Genomic DNA, 21,097 nt, shown 5'->3' on the forward strand with positions numbered 1-21,097 from the left:
ATTTTCGCGGCAATTGCTAGCGTAGTCGCAGGGCGTGCCTGGGCATCGCCAATGGTCGACTTTTCAGCAAAAGGGTGCGGGCATGAGCGATCTGATTTTCATCGGGTTCCCAACGGAAGCAAAGGCCGAAGAGGTGCGGCAGAAGGTGCTGGAGCTGCAGCAGGAATATCTCATCGAACTGGAAGACGCGGTTGTCGTCGTGAAGAACGAGAAGGCTCAGATCAAGCTCAATCAGATGGTCAATCTTACCGCACGCGGTGCTGCCTCGGGCGCCTTGTGGGGAACGCTGATCGGAGCGATCTTTCTGATGCCATTGGTCGGCACCGCGCTGGGCGCTGCGTCCGGTGCGCTTGCGGGCCAACTCAGCGATGTCGGCATTAACGACGAATTCATGAAGAAGGCTGCGTCGGCCTTGCAGCCGGGCACGGCCGGGCTGTTCCTGCTCGTGCGCAAGATGACCGCTGATAAGGTGCTGGCCGACCTCAAGGGCATCGGCGGCGAACTGCTGCAGACGTCCTTCGATGAGACCAGGGAGGCCGAATTGCGTGAAGCCCTGTCCGCGGCGCAGGCAGAAGCGGAGACGGCGCCAGCGGCGACCTCGTAACGCCGCCATGCATGGGAGGTCTCATCGATACCGGGGCGCTAGACGGGGAGGGCCTGCTTGACCCCGATCCAGACGACCTGCTGCATCATCCTCGCGACGATCGTTCTTTTTGCGTGGAACAGGCTGCCTGTCATCGCCGTCGCCTTCGCGGCGGCGCTTTCGCTGTGGGCTGCAGGGCTCGTCACTCTGGATCAGGCACTGGCCGGCTTTGGCGATCGCGCCGTGCTCTTCGTCGCCAGCCTCTTCATCGTCAGCGCAGCGCTTGAGAGAACCGGCGTTACCGCGTGGTGCGGGCAAGCGCTGATCTCGCTCGCAGGTCAGAACAACCGCAGCCGCCTTTTGTTTGTTCTGATGATCTCCGTTGGGTGCCTGACGTCGCTTTTAAGCGGCAGCGGCGCCGTGGCGGCTCTGATGCCCATCGCGGTGTTCGCGGCCGTGCGGCTAAACCAGTCACCCGCGCAACTGCTGATGCCCTTAGCATTCTCCGCCCATGCCGGCGCGAACCTGCTGCTGACCGGGGCGCCTAAGAATTTCCTCGTTTCGGAGGCGCTTGAAGATGCGGGCCTTCAAGGCTTTGGCTTCACAGAGTTCGCCCTTGTCGGCGTTCCACTTCTTGCCGGGACCGTCTTCATTATCCTGTTGCTGGGCAAGTATCTGCTGCCCCGGCAGACGAATGCACGGCTGCCCGCCGATTTCAGCGGCCACGCCCAAACGCTAGTCGAACATTATGGCCTTGAGGACGGGCTCTTCCGGCTTCGCATTCGGCGGGTCTCGCCTCTGGTTGGGTTGCCCACTGAAAACATCGATCTGGGTGCCGCTAGCGATATTCAGGTGATGGCCGTCCAGGCCGCCGCATCCGGTCTTCCTGTGCGGGACAGGGCCATGATTGCCGATGACTACCTGCTTGTGCGAGGCACCGCCCAGGCTGTCGCCGAAGTGGCCGCCCGGCTCCATCTTGCCGTTCGCGAGGATGCGCCGACGGGCAGCGGCAGCACCGCATTCAACCGCAGGTCCGGTCTAGCCGAGGTGATGATCCCGCCGCGATCCAAGCTGATCGGCCAATCGATGTTTCCCGGCCTCGCCACCGAGAGCGGCGACCTCGTCGTCCTGGCGGTGCATCGCGGCGGCGCGGAAATCGACTATGCCAACCCTGTGCTCAAGGCCGGCGATACTATACTTCTCGAAGGAAGCTGGGAGGCGCTCGATCTGCGCCTGGATGATCCCGATGTTCTCGTGGTCGATTCCCCCGATCTCGTTCGCCGCCACGCAGTGCCGATGGGCCCGGGCGCCAAGGTCGCCGTGGCGACACTGATCGGGCTCGTCGTCATGCTGGCATCGAACGTCGTGCCGCCCGCCGTCGCGGGCATCCTGTGCGCCTGCGTGCTTGTTGCTTCCGGCGCGATCACCGTCGAGCAATCCTATCGCGCCGTTCATTGGACGACGGTCATCCTCATCGGCGCGATGATGCCGATCTCAACGGCGATGATACAATCCGGCACGGCGAAGTTCGTCGCCGACGAACTGGTCTCCGCGCTCGGCTCGGCTGGACCGAGCGCTCTCGTGGCAGGTCTTTTTGTACTCACGGCGGTGTTGGGGCAGGTTATGAGCAATACGGCGACGACGATGCTGGTCATTCCGATCGCAATGGCGGCGGCCGCCGCGATGCATATCCAGCCGCACCCGGTTTTGATGAGCCTTTGCATCGCCGGATCCGCATCCTTCATGACGCCGATTGCGACAACAACCAATATGATGGTCATGGGCGCGGGCGGCTATCGGTTCGGCGACTATTGGAAACTCGGTACGCCCTTGATGACATGGTTCTTCATCGTGGCCGTTTTCCTGGTCCCGCGGATATGGCCGTTCAACTAGGTGTCGGCGGGACACCGGCCGGCGGCCGAGAGCAGGTCACCGTCACCCCGATTAGAGACGTCAGGCATGCTTTTGGGACGGGCAACCGATTGTCGGCCCAATGATATTTGTGAGGATGGTCGCCCGAAGGCGGTTGGAGGGGATGTCGACTGAATGAATAGCCGAGCCGTGATCACTCTCCTCGCCATCATTGCCGCGATAGCGGTCTTTGGAGTGCTGCGGACGGCGGCCGGCGTGTTTGCGCCCGTTGCCGGTGCGCTCTTCATCATCGGCCTCGTCTGGCCGCTTCAGAAGAGCCTGCAGCGCGTCCTGCCCAAGTTGCTGGCGCTGGCGGTGGTGGTCGCGGTGATCGTCTGCGTCTTCGTCGCTCTGGCCTCGATATCCGCCTGGGGTTTTGGGCGGATCGGCCGTTCAATCGTCAGCGATGCCGCTCGCTTCCAGCTGCTCTATGGCGATCTCGTCCAATGGCTTGACGGGCATGGCATCGTCATCGCTGGGGTATGGGCGGACTATTTCAGCTTCGGTTCGCTCTTGCGCGTGCTGCAGGGAGCGACGGCGCGCTTGAACACGATGATCTCCTTCTGGATCGTTGTGGTCGTTTATGTGCTCCTGGGGTTGCTCGATACCGAGGCCATCGCCCGCAATATTCGAAACGCTCTCAGCGACGAAAAAGCGGATGCGATCATCGGCGGCGCATTGCAGACGGCAGCCAAGCTGCGGCGATACATGGCGGTGCGCACGGTCATGAGCCTTGCCACCGGCACGCTGGTCTGGGTGCTTTCCGCGCTGTTCGGCCTGCGCTTCGCAGCCGAATGGGGCGTCATTGCATTCACGCTGAACTACATCCCATTCATGGGGCCCTTCGTCGCGACATTGCTGCCGAGCGCTTATGCCCTGGCGCAATTCGGCTCGGCGGAGGCCGCGATACTAATTTTCGCCGGGCTCAACATCATCCAATTCGTCATCGGGAGTTATATCGAACCGCGTGTTGCCGGCTACGCGCTCGCGATGTCGCCGTTCCTGGTCCTGTTTTCCGTCTTTTCATGGTCGTTCGTCTGGGGCGTATTCGGCGCCTTCATTGGCGTACCGATCACGATCGCTATTCTTACCTTCTGCGCACGGTTTTCCTCGACGCGCTGGATAGCGGAAATCCTGGGCGCGCCAAGCGAACGGGAGGACAAACCTCGACGCTCAGGCTGATCGGATGTCTACCGACGAAGCCTGGTCATGCGGATCACGCGGCCTGTGTGGGCGCTGAGCGCAATCTCGAAATCGCTGCTGCCGCGTCTTGCGTGATAGATAAATGTTCGGCCACTGCAATCGATGCGCCGCACATTGCGGAAGCCGCGGTTTTGGAGGAGTTGTTGTCCTTGCCTGCAGCTGATCGCGCGGCCGAAGTTGAGATCGGAGCCGACGTGAATGTTGACAGTCACGGCATAGGCGGGTGCTGGCGGCGAAGCGGTCAGCACCACCAAGGAAGCCAAAGCAAACGCAGTCCATATGTTCAGGCGCATCTTGCCTCTCCATCGATGAAAAGCTCCGCGAGATATTTGCCGCGTTGAAGCCTTGTCAATGAGTGGTCACGGCACGCCGCTAGATTAGGGACGCGGCGCCCATCCCTTGGACGATCTACGCATAAGGAATGTGTCTATTGCCTCGCTTTGCGCCCGCGCTGTTGGTTTGGGAGGTTCACATATTGGAGGTTGATATGGCATCCAAGACCGCTTCCCGGTGCCTCACTCTCGGCCACTTTTGAAAGCGCGCACCAGTTCCTGAATGATGGTCCGCTCGGCATCGGATAGAGCCCGATCCGACGAGAAGATGATCGATAGGGCGCCGGGCACTTCGTCTCTTCTTATGGGCACGGTGGCGAGCAGGCCGGCCTCGACGTCCTTGCGCACGGAGGATGCCGGCAGGACGGTGCACAGGCGTGAGCTGCGGACCATGGCAATGGCGAGCGCGAGCGAGCCCACCTCGATGACGGGCGTAATGCTGATCTTCCTCGCCTTGGCTGCCTGCGCGAAGATCTGGTGGATGCTCAGCTGTCCGGCGCCGAGAACCAGGGGAAGTCCGCAGACCTCGGCGACACTCATCTCGTGCCGGTTTGGAAGCGAAACCGAGGGATGTGCCACGACCGAAAGCGGCTCGCTCGGTCCGAGCGATATGCGCGACGCCTGCGCCTGGGCCGCGCCGACGATCGCGAGGTTGAGTTCGCCCGCCCTGATCTTTTCATGAAGCGTCTGGTTCGAACCCTCGCTTACCTGAAGCTTCCAGGTTGGGTAGTTGGCGTGAATGGTGGTCATCGCCCGCGCGATCTTGTCGGTCAGGGCGCTGTCGTGGCCCGAGCTGGGCAGCGTGCCGATCTTGATGCTTGCCTGCGTATGGGCGGCAATATCCGTGGATTGCCTTATCAGCCAGGACAAGCGCTCCTCGATTGCCAGCGTGAAGGGCAGCAGCCTGGCGCCGGCGGGGGACAGCGTCTGCCCCTCCTGGTGGCGCTGAAGCAGGCGTCCGCCGACTGACGTTTCCAGCTTGTGAATCTGCGCCGACACGGCCGATTGCGATCCGTGGGCCGCGCGCGCCGCCGCGGCGATGCCGCCGGTGCGGTAGCTCAGGTTGAAGTACTGCAGCTGCCGGACGGTCATTTGGGGATCGAAGTCGACGCTGCGCTCTTCCGATCCCAGTTCCCGCTTGAGGAGTTCCAGGAACAGCCGGCCCTTTGCGGAGGGTGCGGCGCCCAGGAAACCGTGTAGAGGAGAGACGAGCAAAGGAGAAAGAGGCGCCCAATCCAGCCGCGACAGGCCCATGCGATCGGCAATCAGGCTCGCCGGCATCAGGAAGCGGGTCTGCGGAAACTCCTGGAGCAGCCGTCCCAGCTGGCTTGGATCGTCCTCCACGAATTTCAGCCGGCCATCGAGGGAATGGTTCTGCGCATAGGCCGAGATCGCCTGCAGCAGGTGCGGCCGCATCCTCATCACGACGACAGGCGCATCCACCTGGGACAGCCTGACCTCCCGGTCGGCGCTGCCGGTGATGATCCAAGGGTCGTTGGCTAGGTGAAACGGTTCGCCCGCATTGCCATCGGGTGGCTGATAGGAAATCGAGACGGTTTCGCCGGACCCCTCAAATGCGACGCCTGATCTTTCCGAGAAGATTTCGTCCTGCGCCCGGTCCTGCAGGCCCGCGAAGCGCCATTCCACGAAGGTCTCCGGGTGCCGCTTCGTCAGCTCCAGCGTCGCTCGCACCAGCGCCTTGGAAAAACGGCCGATCGCGGGGCTGAGGTCCAGCCGGACAACCAGCCGGTCGAGCTTCGAATGCGGCAGGGACAGCGTGCCGCGCGCGTAGGATTCCAGATAGAGCAGCTGGCAGGCGTTGCGAAACAGCCAGAAGGCAGCCGGCAGCAGCCCGAGGGAGCTCCCCTGGCGCACGAACAGGCGCAGCCCGAAGCGTTCCTCCAGATTGTGCAGCGCGGTGCTCAGCGCCGAAGGCGTATGCCCCAGGGCCAATGCGGCTTCCGAAACCCTGGAATGCTGGCAGGCCGATACGAAATTCGCCAGAAGCCGCAGTTCGACGCTGATTTTGTCCATGCCGGAAAGGATATGCGTCGCCATGGGGACTCTCAAGCGTGGATTTTCAGCATCCTACGGTCATGCGGCTCATGGATGGGGAAAGGGGACGTGGCGCCCCTTTCCCCATGGCTTACTCAGCGCAGCGCACCGATCGCCGCTTCCACCGTGTCGAGGACCTTGCCCTCGGTGACCATCGCGAAGGCCGGCTTGATCTGCTTTTGCATGTAGCCATCGCCGTCCTGCAGCGGGATGACCGCGGCGAGAGCGTCGTAGAGCGCCTGCGTGCCCTTGCCGAGCTTGAAGCCGCCGAGCGGCTGGCGGGTCAGGAAGATCGCCTTCGTCGCCAGCAGGCATTCGACGCCGATGATCTTCGGCAGGTTGTCGAGAACCTGCTGGGACTTGCGGCACGACCACGCTGCCATCGACACATGGTCTTCCTGGCTGCTCTTGGTCGGGATCGTGTCGGCCACCGACGGGAAGGCGAGCGTCTTGTTTTCGGAGGCGACGGCGGCGGCGGCGGTCGAGATGATGCCGTAGCCGTAGTTCAGGCCGATCGGCTTGCCGGCGAGGTTCGGCGGCAGGCCGTAGTTGAGCGTCGTGTCGCAGAGCGCGAAAAGCCGACGCTCGGAGATGTTGCCGATCTCGACAAGCGCGATGGCGAGGAGATCCATCGCAAAGGCGATCGGCTCGCAATGGAAGTTGCCGCCGGAGAGGAATTCGAGCGCGCCGGTTTCATTCCAGAAGACCAGGGGATTGTCGGTGGCGGCGTTCAGCTCGCGGGTGATGATCGTCTTGGCATGCTCGAGCTGGTCGCGGCAGCTGCCATGAACCTGTGGCAGGCAGCGGAAGGAATACTGGTCCTGTACACGTGGATGGTAGGTGGGATGCAGGATGTCGTCTTCGAGATGGACGGCGCGCGCTGATTCCGACGCCCGGCGTGTTCCCTCGATGAGGCGGCGAATGTTTTCCGCGGTCAGGATCTGTCCCGGCTGCTTGCGGACCTCGTGAATGCGGGCGTCGAAGGCCGCCTGCTCGCCGCGGATCGCTTCCAGGCTCAGCGCGCCGATCGCATCGGCGGTCTTCATCAGCCGCTCGGCATCGAACAGCGTCAGGGAGGCCATGCCGGCGCACAGGCTGTTGCCGTTGATGAGCGCGAGGCAATCCTTCGCCTTCAGTTCGAAGGTGGCCGGCGAAATACCTGCCAGCTCGAGCGCCTTCGGCGCCGGCATGCGTTCGCCGTTGTAGATCGCTTCGGCTTCCTCATATCCGATCAGCACGGAAACCATGTGTGCCAGCGGGGCAAGATCGCCCGAGGCACCAACCGAACCCTGGATCGGCACGACCGGGTGGACGCCCTTGTTGAGCATCTGCACGAGGCGATCGACGACTTCCATGCGAAGGCCCGAAACGCCGACGCAGAAGGCGTTGATGCGCACGGCCATCATGGCGCGAACGATTTCCTCCGAGGCCGGCTCGCCAATGCCCGAGCAGTGCGAAAGTACGATATTCAGCTGGAACTGCTCGTTGTCCGCCTGGTTGATCTTGTAGTCCTTTAGCTTGCCGACACCTGTGTTGAAGCCGTAGGTCGCAGGCGCGTTTTCGGTCAGCCAGTTCTCTTCGATATAGGCGCGCTTCCTGGAGATTTCGGCACGCGCGGCAGGCGCGATCTCGACCTGCACATTTTGGCGGGCGATCTTGACGACCTGCTCGATTGTCAGGCTGTCGCCGTCGAGAATGATGGTTTCCATTTTTCAGTGTCCTTCAGGTGATGGGGGCTCGACGTGCTGTGTCGAGGATGTTTCGGGGGGGTGTCAGTGCGCGTCGGACTGTGTGTCCAGCCGCACAAGCGTGCGCGTCAGGAGATCAGCGGCGAGCGCAATTGCTTCGGTGTCGGTCCATTCTTCCGGCGTATGGCTCTTGCCGTCTTTCGACGGCACGAAGATCATCGCGGCGGGGGCAAGTCGCGCCACGAAGGCGGTGTCGTGGCCAGCGCCGGATGCGAGCGGCAAGGTGCCAAGCCCAAGGTCGTCGGCACCGGCTTCGATCACGCCGCGAAGCGCCGGATCACAGGCAACGGCAAAGGTTCGGCTCAATCTCTCGACAGCGATGACCTTGCAGCCTTCCTGCGCCGCGGCCTTCTCAGCTAGGTCGTCGGCGAGCGCCAGGAAGTCGTCCATGGCCTGGTCGTTCTCGGCGCGGATATCGACGATCGCTTCGGCAGCGCCGGGCACGACATTGGCGCCACCAGGTTCGAACTTGATGATGCCGATCGTGGCGGTGAAATGGCCGTTGCCCTCGACGGCTCGCGCCGCATCGCGCAATCGAACCACCAGCGCCGCCATCGCAATTCCCGCATCGGCGCGCATCGTCATCGGCGCGGTGCCGGCATGGGCAGCTTCGCCCTCAATGCGGATACGCAGACGAGCGATCCCGGCAATGGCGGTGACGATGCCGATCGGTACGTTCAGCCGTTCAAGAACCGGCCCCTGCTCGATATGGATTTCGACGAAGCGGCCGATATCCGTGCGCTGATGCTGACGGATACGCTCCGGCGCGCCGCCGACGCGGCTGATCGCATCGCCAAGCTCCTCGCCTCCGGGGCCTTTCATGGCCAGATGTTCCGGATCAAGCGCGCCTGCCATGCCGCGGCTGCCGATGCAGGAGAGGCCCCATTCGCTGGGCTCTTCGGCAAGGAAATCGACAAGTTCGATCGTATGCCGCGGGCGGTATCCCGCCTCGCGCAGGGCGCGGATCGCGGCGAGACCGCAGAGGATGCCGGCAATGCCGTCGAAACGGCCACCGCTCGGAACGGTGTCGCTGTGCGAGCCGGTCATCAGCACCGGCAACGTTGGGTCGCTACCCTGCCAACGGCCGATCAGGTTGCCGGATGCGTCGATCGTGGTGGTCAGGCCTTCCTCGGCGAAACGCTTCTCAAGGTAATCGCGGCCCTTGAGGAACATCGGCGTGAACGACCGGCGGGTCCAGGGAATGCCCGGCTCGGTGATCGCGGCCAGAGCATCGAAATCCTGTTGCAGACGGTCTCTGTCTGTCTTGTGAAACGAAGTCATCGGAGTGTCACGCGGCTGGCGTTAGAGCATTGACGCTCGGGCGGATGAAGCGGCCGGCACCAGGCTTTGCCAGAACGTCGGTGCCGTCGAAGATCATGCCGCCGCGTTGGAAAGTCGCGATCGCCGCGTGACGAATGCGACGACCTTCATAGGGGCTCCAGCCGACGACGTTGTGGCCGCTGGCGGCCGGGTCGTAGAGGCGCGGGCGCTCGGCGAAGACGGCGATGTCTGCATCGAGCCCGATTGCCAGCGAACCCTTCTGGTCGGCAAGGCGGAAAAGGCGGGCCGGATTGGAGGCAAGCAGCCGTGGCGCATAGGTGAGCGGCAGGTTGCGGTCGGTCAGGCCGTCGAGCAGCAGGCTCGGCAGCACTTCCAGGCCCGGCATGCCGGAGGAGTTTTCCAGCATCACCTTCGAGGATTTGGCCGAGAGGCTCCAGGAAACGTGGTCGGTAGAAACGATGGTGACATGGCCGGCGGCCAGATGTTCCCAGATCTTCTCGCGCTCCTTGGCCGAGCGGATTGGCGGATTGCACTTGGCGCGACCGATCAGCCGCGAGACATCTTCCTCCTCGCTGCAGACGAGGTAATGAATGCAGGCCTCGATCGTCGCATCCACGCCCTGCTGGCGGTAAGCCTGCGCCATCTCGTAGCCGCGACCTACCGAGCAATGGACGATATGGGCGGAGCAGCCGGTGGCTTCGGCAATCTCGTAGACTTCGGCGATGGCAAGCGTTTCGGCAATCGCTGGGCGGGAATCGCCGTGGGTGCGGTAATCGGTGCGGCCGGTTGCCTTGACCGCCTCGCTCCAGACCTTCACGCATTCGTCGTTTTCGTTGTGCACGCCGGCAATAAGCCCGGTCTTGGCGACTTCAGTGAAGGCGGCATGGAGCAGCGGCGTGGGGATGCGTGGGAAGCGGTTCGGATCCGTCTCGAAGGTGGAAAACTTGAAGCCGATGGCTCCGGCCTTGGCCATCTCGGCAATATGCGTTGCCCCCTCCGAGGGGCGAATGGTGCCGTAGAGCGCGAAATCGACGCGGGCCTGCTCCGCGGCGCTGGCGGCTTTTTCCTTCAGGAGATCGGCCGTGCAGATCAGCTTGCCCCCGGCGTCGTAAGGCATGTCGACGATGGTGCTCACGCCACCGGCGGCAGCGGACCGTGTCGACCAGACAAAATCCTCCTGGTCCTTCTGCGAGCGCGAATGCACCTGGCCGTCGATCGTGCCCGGCAGGACCAAAGCATTGCCGAAATCATGCATTTCGCGCGCGGCCGGCGGCGTGCCGGCGCCAAGCATGGCGATCTTTCCGTCGCGGATGGCAACGAAGCCACCTTCGGTGACGCCGTCCTCGTTGACGAGTGTGCCGCGGATCACTGTGTCGAAATCGCTCATGATGCAGTCGTCTTTCTTGCTGGATCGAGATTGGTATGCTGGTGGTCGGGCGGGTATGCTGTCTTTACGAGCCTGGTGATGACCGCGTCGAACAGCGAGAGGCAGTCACGTCGCTGTTCACTGGGGACGCCGCGCTCGATCAGGTAACGGTCGGCGAGATCATGCTCGCGCTTTTCCCTAGCGGGGCTGACCGGAAACGCCTTTGCCAGGCGCGCGACATGAACCCGTTCGGCCTGCAGTTCGATGCGCTTGATATTCTCGCGCAGGGCAGTCTCGGCGCCGGGCGCGCAATGGCCTTTCATGGCGCGCCGAAGGGTTCGCAATGGCCGCACCACAAGCTCGCGCCACGTTGCCGCGTCCGCCAGGAACTTGTGGAAAGCCTCATCCTCACAAGACATCCCACGTCGGTCGGCAAGCACGAGAAGCAGAAGAACCGGCACGTCGGCGTCGAATTCGTCCTGCAGGGACAGGCAGAGCTGCGCAATCCTGCTGTCGGCGTAGAGCAGGATCATGTTGGGCCAGACATGGGCGGCGAAGCCTGTTTTCTGCATCGAACGCTCCTATGCCGTCTTTGCCGTCATGCCGGGCGCTGCCTCGTCATGCGGGAAATGGCAGGCGACCAGCTGCCCGCGAGGCGCCTGCGTCAGGGCCGGTTCCTCGTCGGCACATCGGGCCGCCGCACGTGGGCAACGTGTGCGGAAGGCGCAGCCGGTCGGCGGGCGGATGCGCGACGGGATCGCGGTGCGCTCGGTGTCGGGTTCGATCTTGCGGCTGGCATCCACGACGGGAACGGCTTCCAGAAGCTTCCGCGTGTAGGGATGCGCCGGGCGATCGTAAATCTCTTCTCCCGTGCCGACCTCGACGATGCGCCCCATGTAGAGCACGGCGACGCGGTCGCTGACGTTCTTCACGACTGCCAGATCATGCGAGATGAAGATCAGCGCGAGATTGCGCGCCTCGCGGATATCCTGCAGCAGGTTGATGACATGCGCCTGCACCGACACGTCCAACGAGGCCACCGGCTCGTCGCAGACGATCAGTTCCGGCTGGACCGCGAGCGCCCGCGCGATGGCGATGCGCTGGCACTGGCCACCGGAAAACTGGTGTGGCCTGCGGCCGGCGACGTCTGCAAGGGCAAAGCCGACGTCCGCAAGCGCCTGTTCGACGCGTGCCTGACGTTCGGCCCTTGGAACACCCTGGATGATGAGGCCTTCGGCGACAATATCCTCTATTCTGCGGCGTGGATTGAACGACGATACCGGATCCTGGAAGATCATCTGCAGGCGGCCGCGCATGCGGCGCATGTCGCGCTTGGACAGCTTGGCGATATCGGTGCCCTGATAGCGGATGGAGCCGTCCCACCGCGTATTGGCATCCGGCAGCAGCCGCAGCACGGCGCGACCGATGGTCGTCTTGCCGCTGCCGCTCTCTCCGACGAGCCCAAGCGTTTCACCGGGTGCGACGTGGAGCGAGACATTGTCTACCGCGCGCATCACCTTGCCGGAACGGGTAAATTGCACCGAGAGGTCGGTGATACCAAGCAGAGGCGAGGGGGTCGCGTTGGCGGCTGTCGTGTTCGGGTTCTCAGCCATGTGCGAGCCCACCTTTTGCAATGATGTCTGGCTTGCCTGACGGACGCGCGGTCGCATCCAGCGGGAAATGGCAGGCGAAGCGATGGCGGTCGTCGGTGCCGTTGACCATCTCGGGCATCGAGACGTGGCATGGCCCCTGGGCAGCGCCGCAGCGCGGTGCAAAGGGACAGCCGGCCGGTTGGTTCGCCAGGCTCGGCGGCTGGCCGGGAATGGTCCTGAGGCGTGTATGCGCCGGCTGGTCCATCTGCGGCATGGCCGAGAGAAGCGCCTCGGTGTAACGATGCCGCGGATTGCGGAACACCTCCGACGTCGGGCCGTATTCGACGATGTGGCCGCCGTAGAGCACCAGGATCTCATCCGTGCGTCCGGCGACGACGCCGAGATTGTGTGACACCAGGATCATCGACATCTGCCGTTCCTGCTGGATGGTCTGCAGGAGATCGAGAACTTCCTTCTGCACCGTTACGTCGAGCGCGGTGGTCGCTTCGTCGGCGATCAGAAGGTCGGGATGGCAGATCAGGCCGGCGGCGATCATGATGCGCTGCTTCATGCCGCCGGAAAAATGATGCGGGTAGTAGTCGTAGCAGTCTTCGGGGTCGGCGATGCCGACGACGGTGAGCAGATCGATTGCCCGCTGACGAGCCTCGCTGCGCGTAAGGCCGATATGCTGCTGGCAGGCTTCGGAGATCTGCCGGCCGATCGGCACATACGGATTGAGCGAGGTCATTGGGTTCTGGAAGACGATGCCGACCTTGCGGCCGATGAAGCGTGCACGCTCGCGCGGCTTCATGGTTGACAGGTCGCGCCCATCCACCGAAATCCGGCCATCGACCCGGACGCTTCCCGGCGCGATGCCCATGATGGACTTGATCAGCATGGATTTCCCGGCGCCGGACTCGCCGACAATGCCGAGCGCGGTGCGGCGGTTGACGGAAAAGTCGATATGCTGAAGCACCTTCAATGGCTTCGGGCGCGCGACGATCTCGCAGGACATGTCCTGGCAGGCGAGAATGGGCTGGTCTTGATGGTCGATCATCTCAGTTCCCCCTCTCGCGGCTGTTGAGGCGCTGCGCGAGGTAGTCGCCGACGGTGTTGAGGGCGTAGACAGTGAGCACGATTGCCATGGTCGGTCCGACGATCAGCACCGGAAAACGGTTAAGCAGATCGGTCGAGCTGGCGATCATTCCGCCCCAGCTCGGCGCCGGCGCCGGAATGCCATAGCCGAGAAAGCTCAGCGACCCCTCGGTGATGATCAGGCCGGCCATCAGCGTCGGCATTACAGCCGTCAGCGCCGGAACGAGGTTCGGCAGGATTTCCTGCATCATGATGCGGGCGTCCGTTGCGCCCATGGCGCGGGCCGCCAGCACATAATCGCGGTTGTTCTGCGAGATGACGCCGGCCTTTGCCACACGGGCATAAGTGCCGATGTCGAGGATGCCGAGAATGAGGATGATCGCACCGACAGACGTGCCGGTGGCGGTCACGAAGGCAAGCACCACAAGCACCGAGGGGAGAGCCGACATGGTGTTGGCATAGAGATCGACCATGCGCTCCAGCATGCCGCGGTAGTAGCCGGCGAGCATGCCGAGCAGCAGGCCGACGGACACCGAAAGACAGGTGGCGACGCCGACGATCATCAGCGACGCGCGAGCACCGTAAAGCACGCGCGACAGGATGCTGCGGCCGATGTCATCGGTGCCGAACAGGCCGTTCAGTGTCAGATCCGGCAGCTGCGAGAAATCGCCATACGGGAATTTCGGGCTGACGAGACCAGGGATTACGTCCACGAACAGCGCGATCAGCACGAGAAAGACCAGGAAGGCTGCCGCAAGCATTTCGAAGACGGTACCGCCGGGCAGTTTGAGCCTGCTGGTGGCCGGCATTGCGGCGCGGGCGATGCCGGCCAGCGTAGCAGCTCCGCTTGCGGGGGATTGGGGCGTAGCAGTCATGATACGGTGACCCTCGGATCGATGATGGCGTAGCCGATATCGACGAGCATGAAGACGATGACGAAGATGACGACGGTGAGCGACAGGATCGCCTGGACGAGCGGGATGTCATGGCTCTTGACGGCCGTCAGCACGGTCCAGCCGATGCCGGGCACCGCGAAGTAGCTTTCGACAACAAAGGAACCGGCCAGCATGTAGGTGAGCGACAGACCCATGACGGTGAGGATCTGCGGCATCGCCGGGCGAAGCACATGCCGGAACATGATGTAGCCCAGTGGCAGACCGCGAGCGCGCGCCACTTGCACGAAGTCTTCTTGCAGCGTGGTGATCATCTCGTTGCGGGCGACGCGGTAGAGATAGGCGGTCTGGTGCAGGCTGAGACAGATGACCGGCAGTGCCACGTACCAGAGATTGGCGATCGGATCATCGCTGAAGTTGGCCCAGCCCGTGGCTGGCAGCCAGCGCAGCACGATCGCGAAGACATATGATAGAAGCACCACGATCACGAAGGTTGGAACGGCAAGCAGGATCGAGGAAACGGAGCGCAGGATACGGTCCACGAGCTTGCCGGGATGGCTTGCCGTATACATCGCCGTTGGGATGCCGATCAGTGACAGCGCCATCGCTAGAAAGGCGATCTCGAAGGTGACGGCGGCGCGATCGAAGACGACGCTGATGACCGGCTGCTGGCTGAACAGGGTCTGTCCGAGATCACCGCGCAGCAGATTGCCGAGCCAGATCAGGTAGCGCTCCCACAAAGGCAGATCATAGCCGTAGGCACTGTTGAGCGCGGCGATCTGCTCTGGCGTGGCGTTGTCGCCCAGGATCAGCTGCGCGGCGGAGCCGGGCGCTAGGCTGGAGAGAGCCGTGGCGCCGAAGGTGACGAGAATGAAGACAGGGATCCCCGCCAGGATCCGTGTCGAGATGGCCTTCGCATAAGGCTTCAACCCGGTCATCAAGCGCCAAACTCCTTCTTCCGTTCGAGTTGTCCGATCATGGAGCGCCGGCGGTTGTCGCCGGCGCCTTTCTCTGCCCGCATCCTTGAGAGCTGCGGGCTGATCGGTGTCAGATCTTCTTCCATTCGTCTTCAGCGGCCATCCAGCCGATGTCGCGCTCCAGCAGTTCACGCTGCTCGGTCTTGCTGAGGCCGCCCATCGTGTGCTCGTCCGAGTAGCGGGTGCTCTGCTCCTTGAAGACGCGGTGACCGAAATCCATCATGCCCCACATCGAACCCTTTTCGAGGTAGTGCATGGTGACGAGGTTGAAGCCGAGAGCCGCGATGTCCTCGAGCTCGACGAAGGCCTTGCCATCCTGTGTGGCGACGTCGCCGAACATTTTCCAGCCCGGCAGCACCTTGGCCACCTTCTGGCACTCGTCCAGCGTACGAAGGCCATGCACGTAGGTCATCTCGCAGCCGAGTTCGGCGGCGCGCAGGCAGCGCTCGATGGCGTCGTCGAGGCCGAGTTCCAGCTTGGATTCCGTGCGGGCGATGACCACGCAGTCGGTGCCTTCGCAGGCGTCGAGGGCGGCCTTCAACTTGGCCAGCCACAGTTCCTTGGAGATCACGGGGTGTTCGATGTTGCCGTCGAGCTTGCCGGCAAGCGTCGCTGCCTCCATGGCGCGGCCGAAGCGGGCATAGCCGCGCTCGTTGGGGGTGTCCTCGAGCAGGATGGCGGCGGCGCCGGCCTTGGCGAGACGACGGCACGTGCGATAGGCCTGCGCCACGTCGCCGAAGCAATCGTCGGCGTCGATGATGAGCGGCAGCGGCGAATAGTCCGAGATGCGGTCGGTCGCCCAGACAAGCTCTTCCTGGTTGTGAAGGCCCATGTCGGGAACGCCCGACATGCTGAAGCCGAGCGACGCGCCTGAGAGCAGGATCGCTTTGAACCCCGCCATCTCGGCCGCCTTGGCGGAATAGCAGTCCCAGACGCAGGGCGTGAAGACCTGCCCGGCCGACATGAGTTCGCGGAATGTGGTTCTGGGCCTTTTGTCAAACATTGAATGTCACCATCGACGAGGTTGTAGGGGGCGATCGAGATCGCCGGATGTTGCGGGCCGCATTTCACGGCCGGCGAGGGAGCCTGGTCCCACCCTCAAGTGGGGCCAGGCTTGCAATTTACTTCGTCGTGCAGGCGTCCTTGCAGACGAACAGGAACTGCTTCTGCAGGATGCCGCCGTTGGAGGGCACGATGCCGCCGGTATTGTTGCGGATCAGCAGGTTGCGGGCTTCGGAGCCGTAAATGTAGAGGGGCAGGTCCTGAGCGACGAGCTTCTGGACATCCGCATAGGCCTTCTTGACGGCCTCGGGATCCATGGTCGCGTTGGCGGCCGCAAGCGCCTTGTCCATGTCGGGGCTGTTGTACTTGCCCCAGTTGTCGTTGCCCTTGGAGCCCAGCAAGTTCGTGATGATCGGCTCGGCGCCGTTGGCCACCAGCACGCCCCCATCGATGCAGAGATCGAAGTTGCCCTGCACCTTGCAGGTTGGCGGCAGCATCGCCTGGTCGACAAGCTGGAGGTCGACCTTGACGTTTTCGTAGGCGCTCAGGCTCTGCTGGAGATAGGAACCCATCCGCTTCAGGTCGGAGTTCGAATAGGTGACGATCTTGATCTCGAACGGCTTGCCGTCCTTGGCCAAGGCGTCGAACAGCTCCTGGGCGTGCTCCGGATTGTACTCCGGCAGTTTGTAGGTGGCGTCGTAATAAGGCGAGTCAGCCGTAAAGTAGTTCGTCGGCATGACGTAGCCGTCGATCTGCGTATAGGCCTTCATCAGCCGGGGGCGCTGCAGTGCTTCATAGAAGGCCTCGCGGGCGCGATGGTCGGCGAAGACACCCTTTGCCTGATTGAAATAGGCGCGGTAGAGGCCGGACAGCGGTACCTCATGTGTGGTGACGCCTTCGGCGGTCGCGTTCGAGCCGAACTGATACATGTAGCCCGCCATCATCGTGGCGCCGCCCTGGACGACCGTCGAAATACGGCTGTTGGTTTCAGGAATGACCACGAACTTCAGCGTATCGAGATACGGGCGAGGCTGGTCCCAGTAGCCGGGATTGCGCTTCAGCGTCATCGAGACGCCCTGGTTCCAGTTATCGAGCACGAAGGCGCCAGCGCCGACCGGCTTGATGTCGGTCTTCTTTTCGGCTGCCTTCAGCGCGGCGGGCGAGGCGATGAAGGGCGAAAGGTTCGCCAGCGTCGAGCCGAAATTGCGGTCCGGGGTCGCGAGCGTGATCTCGATCGTCAGGGGATCGACGATCTTGATGCTCTTGTTCCAGCCGGACACAAAAGCCTGGGCCGGAGAAAGCGTGGCGGGGTCGGCGACGCGATCCCAGTTGAATTTGACGGCTTCCGCATCATAAGCGGCGCCATCCGTGAACTTGACGTTGGGACGCAGTTTCAGGGTCCATACCTTGGCGTCCGGGCTGGTCAGGCTTTCCGCCATGCCGCCCTGTACCACGCCCTTGACGTCGACGTAGACGATGAAGCCGTAGATCGCATCGAGCATGTCCATCGGACCGCCCGGGAAGGTGGAATTGGTGATCGCCGGATCCCAGCTTTTGATGTCGGATCCGTTGATGATGGTGATTTCGCCGCCCTTAACGGGCTGCTCTTCGGCCACCGCAAGGGTTGAGCTCAATGCCGACCCGCACAGCATCGCCAAGGCGAGCGCCGCGGCGCGAACTGTCTTCGGGCTATGTGTTCTTACGCTGAAAAATCTGTCAGTCATGAAAATTTCTCCAGTTTGCCGCTGTCTTTGTCAGTCGGCGTTCCCCTTTTTCTGTCCGGGCCGAGACTTATCGCCACGACCCGGCTGCGCTTCCCTCGGTCTCCCTAGGAAGGATCTCCTTTTTTCCAGCGGCGGACGTTAGGATGGTCGATGTCGAAGAGATCGAGCGCGCGTCCCACGGTCTGGTTGATCAGGTCGTCAATGGTCTTCGGCTGCGTATAGAAGCCCGGCACCGGCGGCATGATGACAGCGCCGTTGCGCGTCGCCTGGTCCATCAGCGCGATATGCCCGGCATGCAGCGGCGTTTCCCGAACCATGAGCACCACGCGACGGCGTTCCTTCAGGCAGACATCGGCGGCGCGCGTGATCAGATCGTTGCTGTAGCAATGGGCAATGCCGCTCAGCGTCTTGACGGAACAGGGGGCCACGAGCATGCCGTCGCATTTGAACGAACCCGAGGCGATGGATGCGCCGATGTCCTTGTGGCTGTGATAGACATCGGCAAGTCCACGGATCTCGTCGGCATCGTAGCCGACGTCTTCCTCGACTGCCGTGCGCAGGCCTGCGGGCGAGATGACGAGGTGCGTCTCGAAACCGCCGACCTCGCGCAGCATTTCAAGCGCGCGAATGCCGTAGCAGGTGCCCGAAGCGCCCGTTATGGCGACGATCAGCCTGCGCATGGGAGAGCTCCTGGCATCCGGACGGGCGATGCGACCGCGGGAGTGAGACGATCGATCAAAACGAAACTCCCGGCGCGATCTCCGCAAGCAGGTCGCGCATTCGATCATAGGAGGCAGCCGGCGGCTGGGCCTTGTCGTAACCTTCCTTGCGGTCGCCCGCCTTTCGGGTAGCATCGTAGCCGGTCTTGGCAACGACGAAGCCGTCTTCCTGTGGTTCCGAACGGTCGGCGGGCAGGCCGTTGACAATCAGGATATCCCGGTCGGCGCGCATGCGCGTGGACTTCGCCAGCTCGACGGCCGCGATATCCCAGGGATCGACATCGGAATCGACGATCGTGACATTCTTGATGATGCTGACGGCGCCCCAGCAGACCGCCATGGCGCGGCGGGCTTGGCCCGGTCTCGGGTTGTTGATCTGCACCACGACATTGTTGCGCCCGCAGCCGGACGCCGTAACCGCGACCTCGCCAACATTGAGGATCACGCGCGCCAGCTGCGCCTTCAGGCTCGCGGCGATCGGCACGGCGCCGAGATAGATGTGTTCGGCATGATAGCCGGGCTGGATGACCTGGAACATGGCGTCGGACCTGGACGTCATCGTGTGGAAGGTTGCCAGCACACCGCTGCCATAGTCCTCGTACATGCCGTGATATTCGGAGACGAGCCCCTCGACGATCGGCTTGTCGGCATGAATATGCCCCTCAAGCACGATCTCCGCTTCCGCGGGCACGAGAATGTCGCTCGTCAGGCAGCGGGCCATGCGGACCGGCTCCTTGAACAGCGCGCCGGCGCAATGCATCTCGTCGTCGCCGAGACCGAGGTAAAGGCATGCGGCGAGCTGGATGATCGGATGGGCTCCAAGCACGACGGCAAAAGGCAGCGGCTTGCCGCTTTCGGCCGCCTTGCGCGCCATGATCGCGAGGTGATGATTGGGCGCGATGCCGATCAGGGCTTCGTTCGGGCCGAGAACCTTCAGGCGCGCGTAAGACGCATTGCCGAGGCCGGTTTCAGGATCGCGGGCAACCATCAGGCCGGCGCTGATATAGGGGCCGGTCTCCTTATCGAAGAAGGTTGGGACCGGCAGCCGCAGCAGGACGTCGCTTTCGAACACCTTCTCCTGCACCGGTGCCTTGTCGATCACGACGGGAGCGATTGGCTGGCGGATCGAGTCGATCAGCGCCGATTGGATGTTCTCGCGCGGCACGTTCATCGCCATGGCGATACGGTCGAGATCGGAAAGCATGTTCCCGAAGACCGGCAGGTCGTAACCCTTGATGCGGTTCGCGCGAACCGCGAAGGTTTCATGCGTCAGCGACAGCAGCGCGGACAGATCGTAGACCGGATCGATTTCCTGATCGACGGTCAAGAGCTTGCCCTGACCGGCAAGCGTTGCAAGCAGTGAACGGCATGATTGGTCGGTCTCAACGGAAACCGGAGCGGATCGAGACGCGTTTCGTTCGGCCAGGGGGGTGATCTCGCGGGTCAATCAAAACTCCATAACAGGTCTGTGCAAGTGGCAGGATCATGGCGGTAACTTTTCATCTTGTACACGCGCATAAAATCCAACTGGCACATCGGAAATTTTGAAATCATTTACCAGTGATTGAATTGGATTCAATCATGTATCCTCATAAGGTGCATTCTGGAACTCTTGAAAGCTGCGGATATTTGTATAAATATCTATATAATTCAGATGGTAAGACATCTCAAAGGAATGCAGACGATAAGCCCCGGTGTCCACACTTGCTCAAAATAACGGCAATGCCGCAACTGCGGGCTGCCGTTGACAGGAGGGGCGATCGATCCGACATTCCCTCAAGCGGGTTGGGGCCTATTTAAGCCTTAAACTCAACGCTTGAGGAGGAATAAGAATGACTGCGGTCAAGGTTGCACTCGTCACTGGTGCTGGAACCGGTATCGGCAAGGCGATTGCATCGGCGCTTCTCAACGATGGCTATCATGTCGCGATAACCGGCCGTCGGCGCGATGTCCTCGAGAGTGCCGCGTCCGAATGGCGGGATTGGTCCGCCCGTGTCCTCGTCGTACCTGCGGACATCTCGGTGCCGGACGATGTCGGCCGACTATTTTCCGCCTTGCACGAAAAATGGGGCAGGCTGGATCTTCTTGTGAACAATGCCGGCATGTCCGCTCCTTCAATCCCATTGGAGGAGGTGACGTTCGAGGCATGGAGTGCGGTCGTCGGCGTCAACCTTACCGGCGCCTTTCTCTGCACGCAGGCTGCCTTCAGGCAGATGAAGGCGCAAGTGCCGCAGGGCGGCCGGATCATCAACAATGGATCTATATCGTCGATGACGCCACGTCCACGGTCCGCACCCTATACGGCGACCAAGCACGCGATCACAGGATTGACCAAATCGACGTCACTCGACGGACGGCCTTTCAATATCGCCTGCGGGCAGATCGATATCGGCAATGCCGGCACGGAGATGACTCGAAGCATGGCGACGGGCGTGCTGCAGGCAGATGGCAGCACGGCGGTGGAGCCGACAATCGACGTCGGCATCGTTGCGAATGCCGTTGTCCACATGGCAGCGCTGCCGCTTGAGGCGAATGTGTTGACCATGACCGTAATGGCGACAGGAATGCCTTTCGTCGGCCGTGGTTAGGCTTAAGCTGGCAATGCATAACGAGACG

At 62.5% G+C, this 21,097-nt stretch carries 18 protein-coding genes; 4 read left to right on the forward strand and 14 right to left on the reverse strand.

Annotation, left to right across the window (positions count from 1 at the left end; translation table 11 throughout):
* Nucleotides 1–82 precede the first annotated feature (82 nt).
* The 3 genes from D460_RS0106740 to D460_RS0106750 all read left to right on the forward strand — a co-directional run bounded on the left by D460_RS0106740 (nucleotide 83) and on the right by D460_RS0106750 (nucleotide 3,676).
* Nucleotides 83–604: a DUF1269 domain-containing protein gene (locus D460_RS0106740; RefSeq protein ID WP_018897762.1), complete on the forward strand. Its 522-nt coding sequence runs from the start codon at nucleotides 83–85 to the stop codon at nucleotides 602–604.
* Nucleotides 605–661: 57 nt separating this feature from the next.
* Nucleotides 662–2,476, forward strand: a complete 1,815-nt coding sequence (locus D460_RS0106745) for an SLC13 family permease (RefSeq protein WP_018897763.1) — start codon at nucleotides 662–664, stop codon at nucleotides 2,474–2,476.
* Nucleotides 2,477–2,629: 153 nt separating this feature from the next.
* The gene (locus D460_RS0106750) at nucleotides 2,630–3,676 is read left to right on the forward strand and encodes an AI-2E family transporter (protein WP_018897764.1); all 1,047 of its coding nucleotides are present in this window, start codon (nucleotides 2,630–2,632) and stop codon (nucleotides 3,674–3,676) included.
* 8 nt (nucleotides 3,677–3,684) lie between these two features.
* Here D460_RS0106750 and D460_RS0106755 read toward each other — a convergent pair whose 3' ends face one another.
* From D460_RS0106755 to D460_RS0106825, 14 genes are all read right to left on the reverse strand, one after another.
* Complete coding sequence (locus D460_RS0106755; protein ID WP_018897765.1) at nucleotides 3,685–3,990, reverse strand: hypothetical protein; 306 nt, start codon at nucleotides 3,988–3,990, stop codon at nucleotides 3,685–3,687.
* 222 nt (nucleotides 3,991–4,212) lie between these two features.
* Nucleotides 4,213–6,087, reverse strand: a complete 1,875-nt coding sequence (locus tag D460_RS0106760) for a LysR family transcriptional regulator (RefSeq protein ID WP_018897766.1) — start codon at nucleotides 6,085–6,087, stop codon at nucleotides 4,213–4,215.
* A gap of 92 nt (nucleotides 6,088–6,179) precedes the next feature.
* Complete coding sequence (hutH, locus tag D460_RS0106765) at nucleotides 6,180–7,793, reverse strand: histidine ammonia-lyase (protein ID WP_018897767.1); 1,614 nt, start codon at nucleotides 7,791–7,793, stop codon at nucleotides 6,180–6,182.
* Nucleotides 7,794–7,856: 63 nt separating this feature from the next.
* Nucleotides 7,857–9,113, reverse strand: coding sequence for a Zn-dependent hydrolase (locus D460_RS0106770; protein ID WP_018897768.1), 1,257 nt, complete (start codon nucleotides 9,111–9,113; stop codon nucleotides 7,857–7,859).
* Nucleotides 9,114–9,120: 7 nt separating this feature from the next.
* Entirely contained in the window at nucleotides 9,121–10,500 is a 1,380-nt protein-coding gene (locus tag D460_RS0106775) for an amidohydrolase family protein (protein WP_018897769.1), read from the reverse strand.
* Entirely contained in the window at nucleotides 10,497–11,051 is a 555-nt protein-coding gene (locus D460_RS32690; RefSeq protein WP_018897770.1) for a TIGR02444 family protein, read from the reverse strand. The genes D460_RS0106775 and D460_RS32690 overlap by 4 nt, the downstream gene beginning before the upstream one ends.
* A 9-nt stretch (nucleotides 11,052–11,060) precedes the next feature.
* On the reverse strand, nucleotides 11,061–12,092 hold the full coding sequence (locus D460_RS32695) for an ABC transporter ATP-binding protein (RefSeq protein WP_018897771.1): 1,032 nt from the start codon (nucleotides 12,090–12,092) through the stop codon (nucleotides 11,061–11,063).
* Nucleotides 12,085–13,128, reverse strand: a complete 1,044-nt coding sequence (locus tag D460_RS0106790) for an ABC transporter ATP-binding protein (RefSeq protein ID WP_018897772.1) — start codon at nucleotides 13,126–13,128, stop codon at nucleotides 12,085–12,087. The genes D460_RS32695 and D460_RS0106790 overlap by 8 nt, the downstream gene beginning before the upstream one ends.
* A 1-nt stretch (nucleotide 13,129) precedes the next feature.
* Nucleotides 13,130–14,041, reverse strand: coding sequence for an ABC transporter permease (locus D460_RS0106795; protein ID WP_037110909.1), 912 nt, complete (start codon nucleotides 14,039–14,041; stop codon nucleotides 13,130–13,132).
* The gene (locus D460_RS0106800; protein WP_018897774.1) at nucleotides 14,038–14,997 is read right to left on the reverse strand and encodes an ABC transporter permease; all 960 of its coding nucleotides are present in this window, start codon (nucleotides 14,995–14,997) and stop codon (nucleotides 14,038–14,040) included. The genes D460_RS0106795 and D460_RS0106800 overlap by 4 nt, the downstream gene beginning before the upstream one ends.
* Nucleotides 14,998–15,106: 109 nt before the next feature.
* Nucleotides 15,107–16,039, reverse strand: a complete 933-nt coding sequence (locus D460_RS0106810; RefSeq protein WP_026282872.1) for an isocitrate lyase/PEP mutase family protein — start codon at nucleotides 16,037–16,039, stop codon at nucleotides 15,107–15,109.
* A 118-nt stretch (nucleotides 16,040–16,157) separates the two neighbouring features.
* A complete protein-coding gene (locus D460_RS0106815) occupies nucleotides 16,158–17,762 on the reverse strand; it encodes an ABC transporter substrate-binding protein (protein ID WP_018897777.1) in 1,605 nt (534 codons plus the stop codon).
* 104 nt (nucleotides 17,763–17,866) lie between these two features.
* The gene (locus tag D460_RS0106820; protein ID WP_018897778.1) at nucleotides 17,867–18,442 is read right to left on the reverse strand and encodes a UbiX family flavin prenyltransferase; all 576 of its coding nucleotides are present in this window, start codon (nucleotides 18,440–18,442) and stop codon (nucleotides 17,867–17,869) included.
* A 55-nt stretch (nucleotides 18,443–18,497) separates the two neighbouring features.
* Nucleotides 18,498–19,916, reverse strand: coding sequence for a UbiD family decarboxylase (locus tag D460_RS0106825; RefSeq protein ID WP_026282873.1), 1,419 nt, complete (start codon nucleotides 19,914–19,916; stop codon nucleotides 18,498–18,500).
* Nucleotides 19,917–20,313: 397 nt separating this feature from the next.
* On the opposite strand from D460_RS0106825, the gene D460_RS0106830 reads away from it, so the two are divergent.
* On the forward strand, nucleotides 20,314–21,069 hold the full coding sequence (locus tag D460_RS0106830; protein WP_018897780.1) for an SDR family oxidoreductase: 756 nt from the start codon (nucleotides 20,314–20,316) through the stop codon (nucleotides 21,067–21,069).
* Nucleotides 21,070–21,097 lie beyond the last annotated feature (28 nt).

The sequence above is a fragment of the Rhizobium sp. 2MFCol3.1 genome, from assembly GCF_000377565.1.
In the GTDB taxonomy this organism is placed as follows: Bacteria; Pseudomonadota; Alphaproteobacteria; order Rhizobiales; family Rhizobiaceae; genus Rhizobium.

Excerpts from the sequence above, each read along its gene's own strand:
- D460_RS0106740 (WP_018897762.1), top strand. The coding sequence starts at position 83 with ATGAGCGATCTGATTTTCATCGGGTTCCCAACGGAAGCAAAGGCCGAA.
- D460_RS0106750 (WP_018897764.1), top strand. The coding sequence starts at position 2,630 with ATGAATAGCCGAGCCGTGATCACTCTCCTCGCCATCATTGCCGCGATA.
- D460_RS0106755 (WP_018897765.1), bottom strand. The coding sequence starts at position 3,990 with ATGCGCCTGAACATATGGACTGCGTTTGCTTTGGCTTCCTTGGTGGTG.
- D460_RS0106760 (WP_018897766.1), bottom strand. The coding sequence starts at position 6,087 with ATGGCGACGCATATCCTTTCCGGCATGGACAAAATCAGCGTCGAACTG.
- hutH (WP_018897767.1), bottom strand. The coding sequence starts at position 7,793 with ATGGAAACCATCATTCTCGACGGCGACAGCCTGACAATCGAGCAGGTC.
- D460_RS0106770 (WP_018897768.1), bottom strand. The coding sequence starts at position 9,113 with ATGACTTCGTTTCACAAGACAGACAGAGACCGTCTGCAACAGGATTTC.
- D460_RS0106775 (WP_018897769.1), bottom strand. The coding sequence starts at position 10,500 with ATGAGCGATTTCGACACAGTGATCCGCGGCACACTCGTCAACGAGGAC.
- D460_RS32690 (WP_018897770.1), bottom strand. The coding sequence starts at position 11,051 with ATGCAGAAAACAGGCTTCGCCGCCCATGTCTGGCCCAACATGATCCTG.
- D460_RS32695 (WP_018897771.1), bottom strand. The coding sequence starts at position 12,092 with ATGGCTGAGAACCCGAACACGACAGCCGCCAACGCGACCCCCTCGCCT.
- D460_RS0106790 (WP_018897772.1), bottom strand. The coding sequence starts at position 13,128 with ATGATCGACCATCAAGACCAGCCCATTCTCGCCTGCCAGGACATGTCC.
- D460_RS0106795 (WP_037110909.1), bottom strand. The coding sequence starts at position 14,041 with ATGACTGCTACGCCCCAATCCCCCGCAAGCGGAGCTGCTACGCTGGCC.
- D460_RS0106800 (WP_018897774.1), bottom strand. The coding sequence starts at position 14,997 with ATGACCGGGTTGAAGCCTTATGCGAAGGCCATCTCGACACGGATCCTG.
- D460_RS0106810 (WP_026282872.1), bottom strand. The coding sequence starts at position 16,039 with ATGTTTGACAAAAGGCCCAGAACCACATTCCGCGAACTCATGTCGGCC.
- D460_RS0106815 (WP_018897777.1), bottom strand. The coding sequence starts at position 17,762 with ATGACTGACAGATTTTTCAGCGTAAGAACACATAGCCCGAAGACAGTT.
- D460_RS0106820 (WP_018897778.1), bottom strand. The coding sequence starts at position 18,442 with ATGCGCAGGCTGATCGTCGCCATAACGGGCGCTTCGGGCACCTGCTAC.
- D460_RS0106830 (WP_018897780.1), top strand. The coding sequence starts at position 20,314 with ATGACTGCGGTCAAGGTTGCACTCGTCACTGGTGCTGGAACCGGTATC.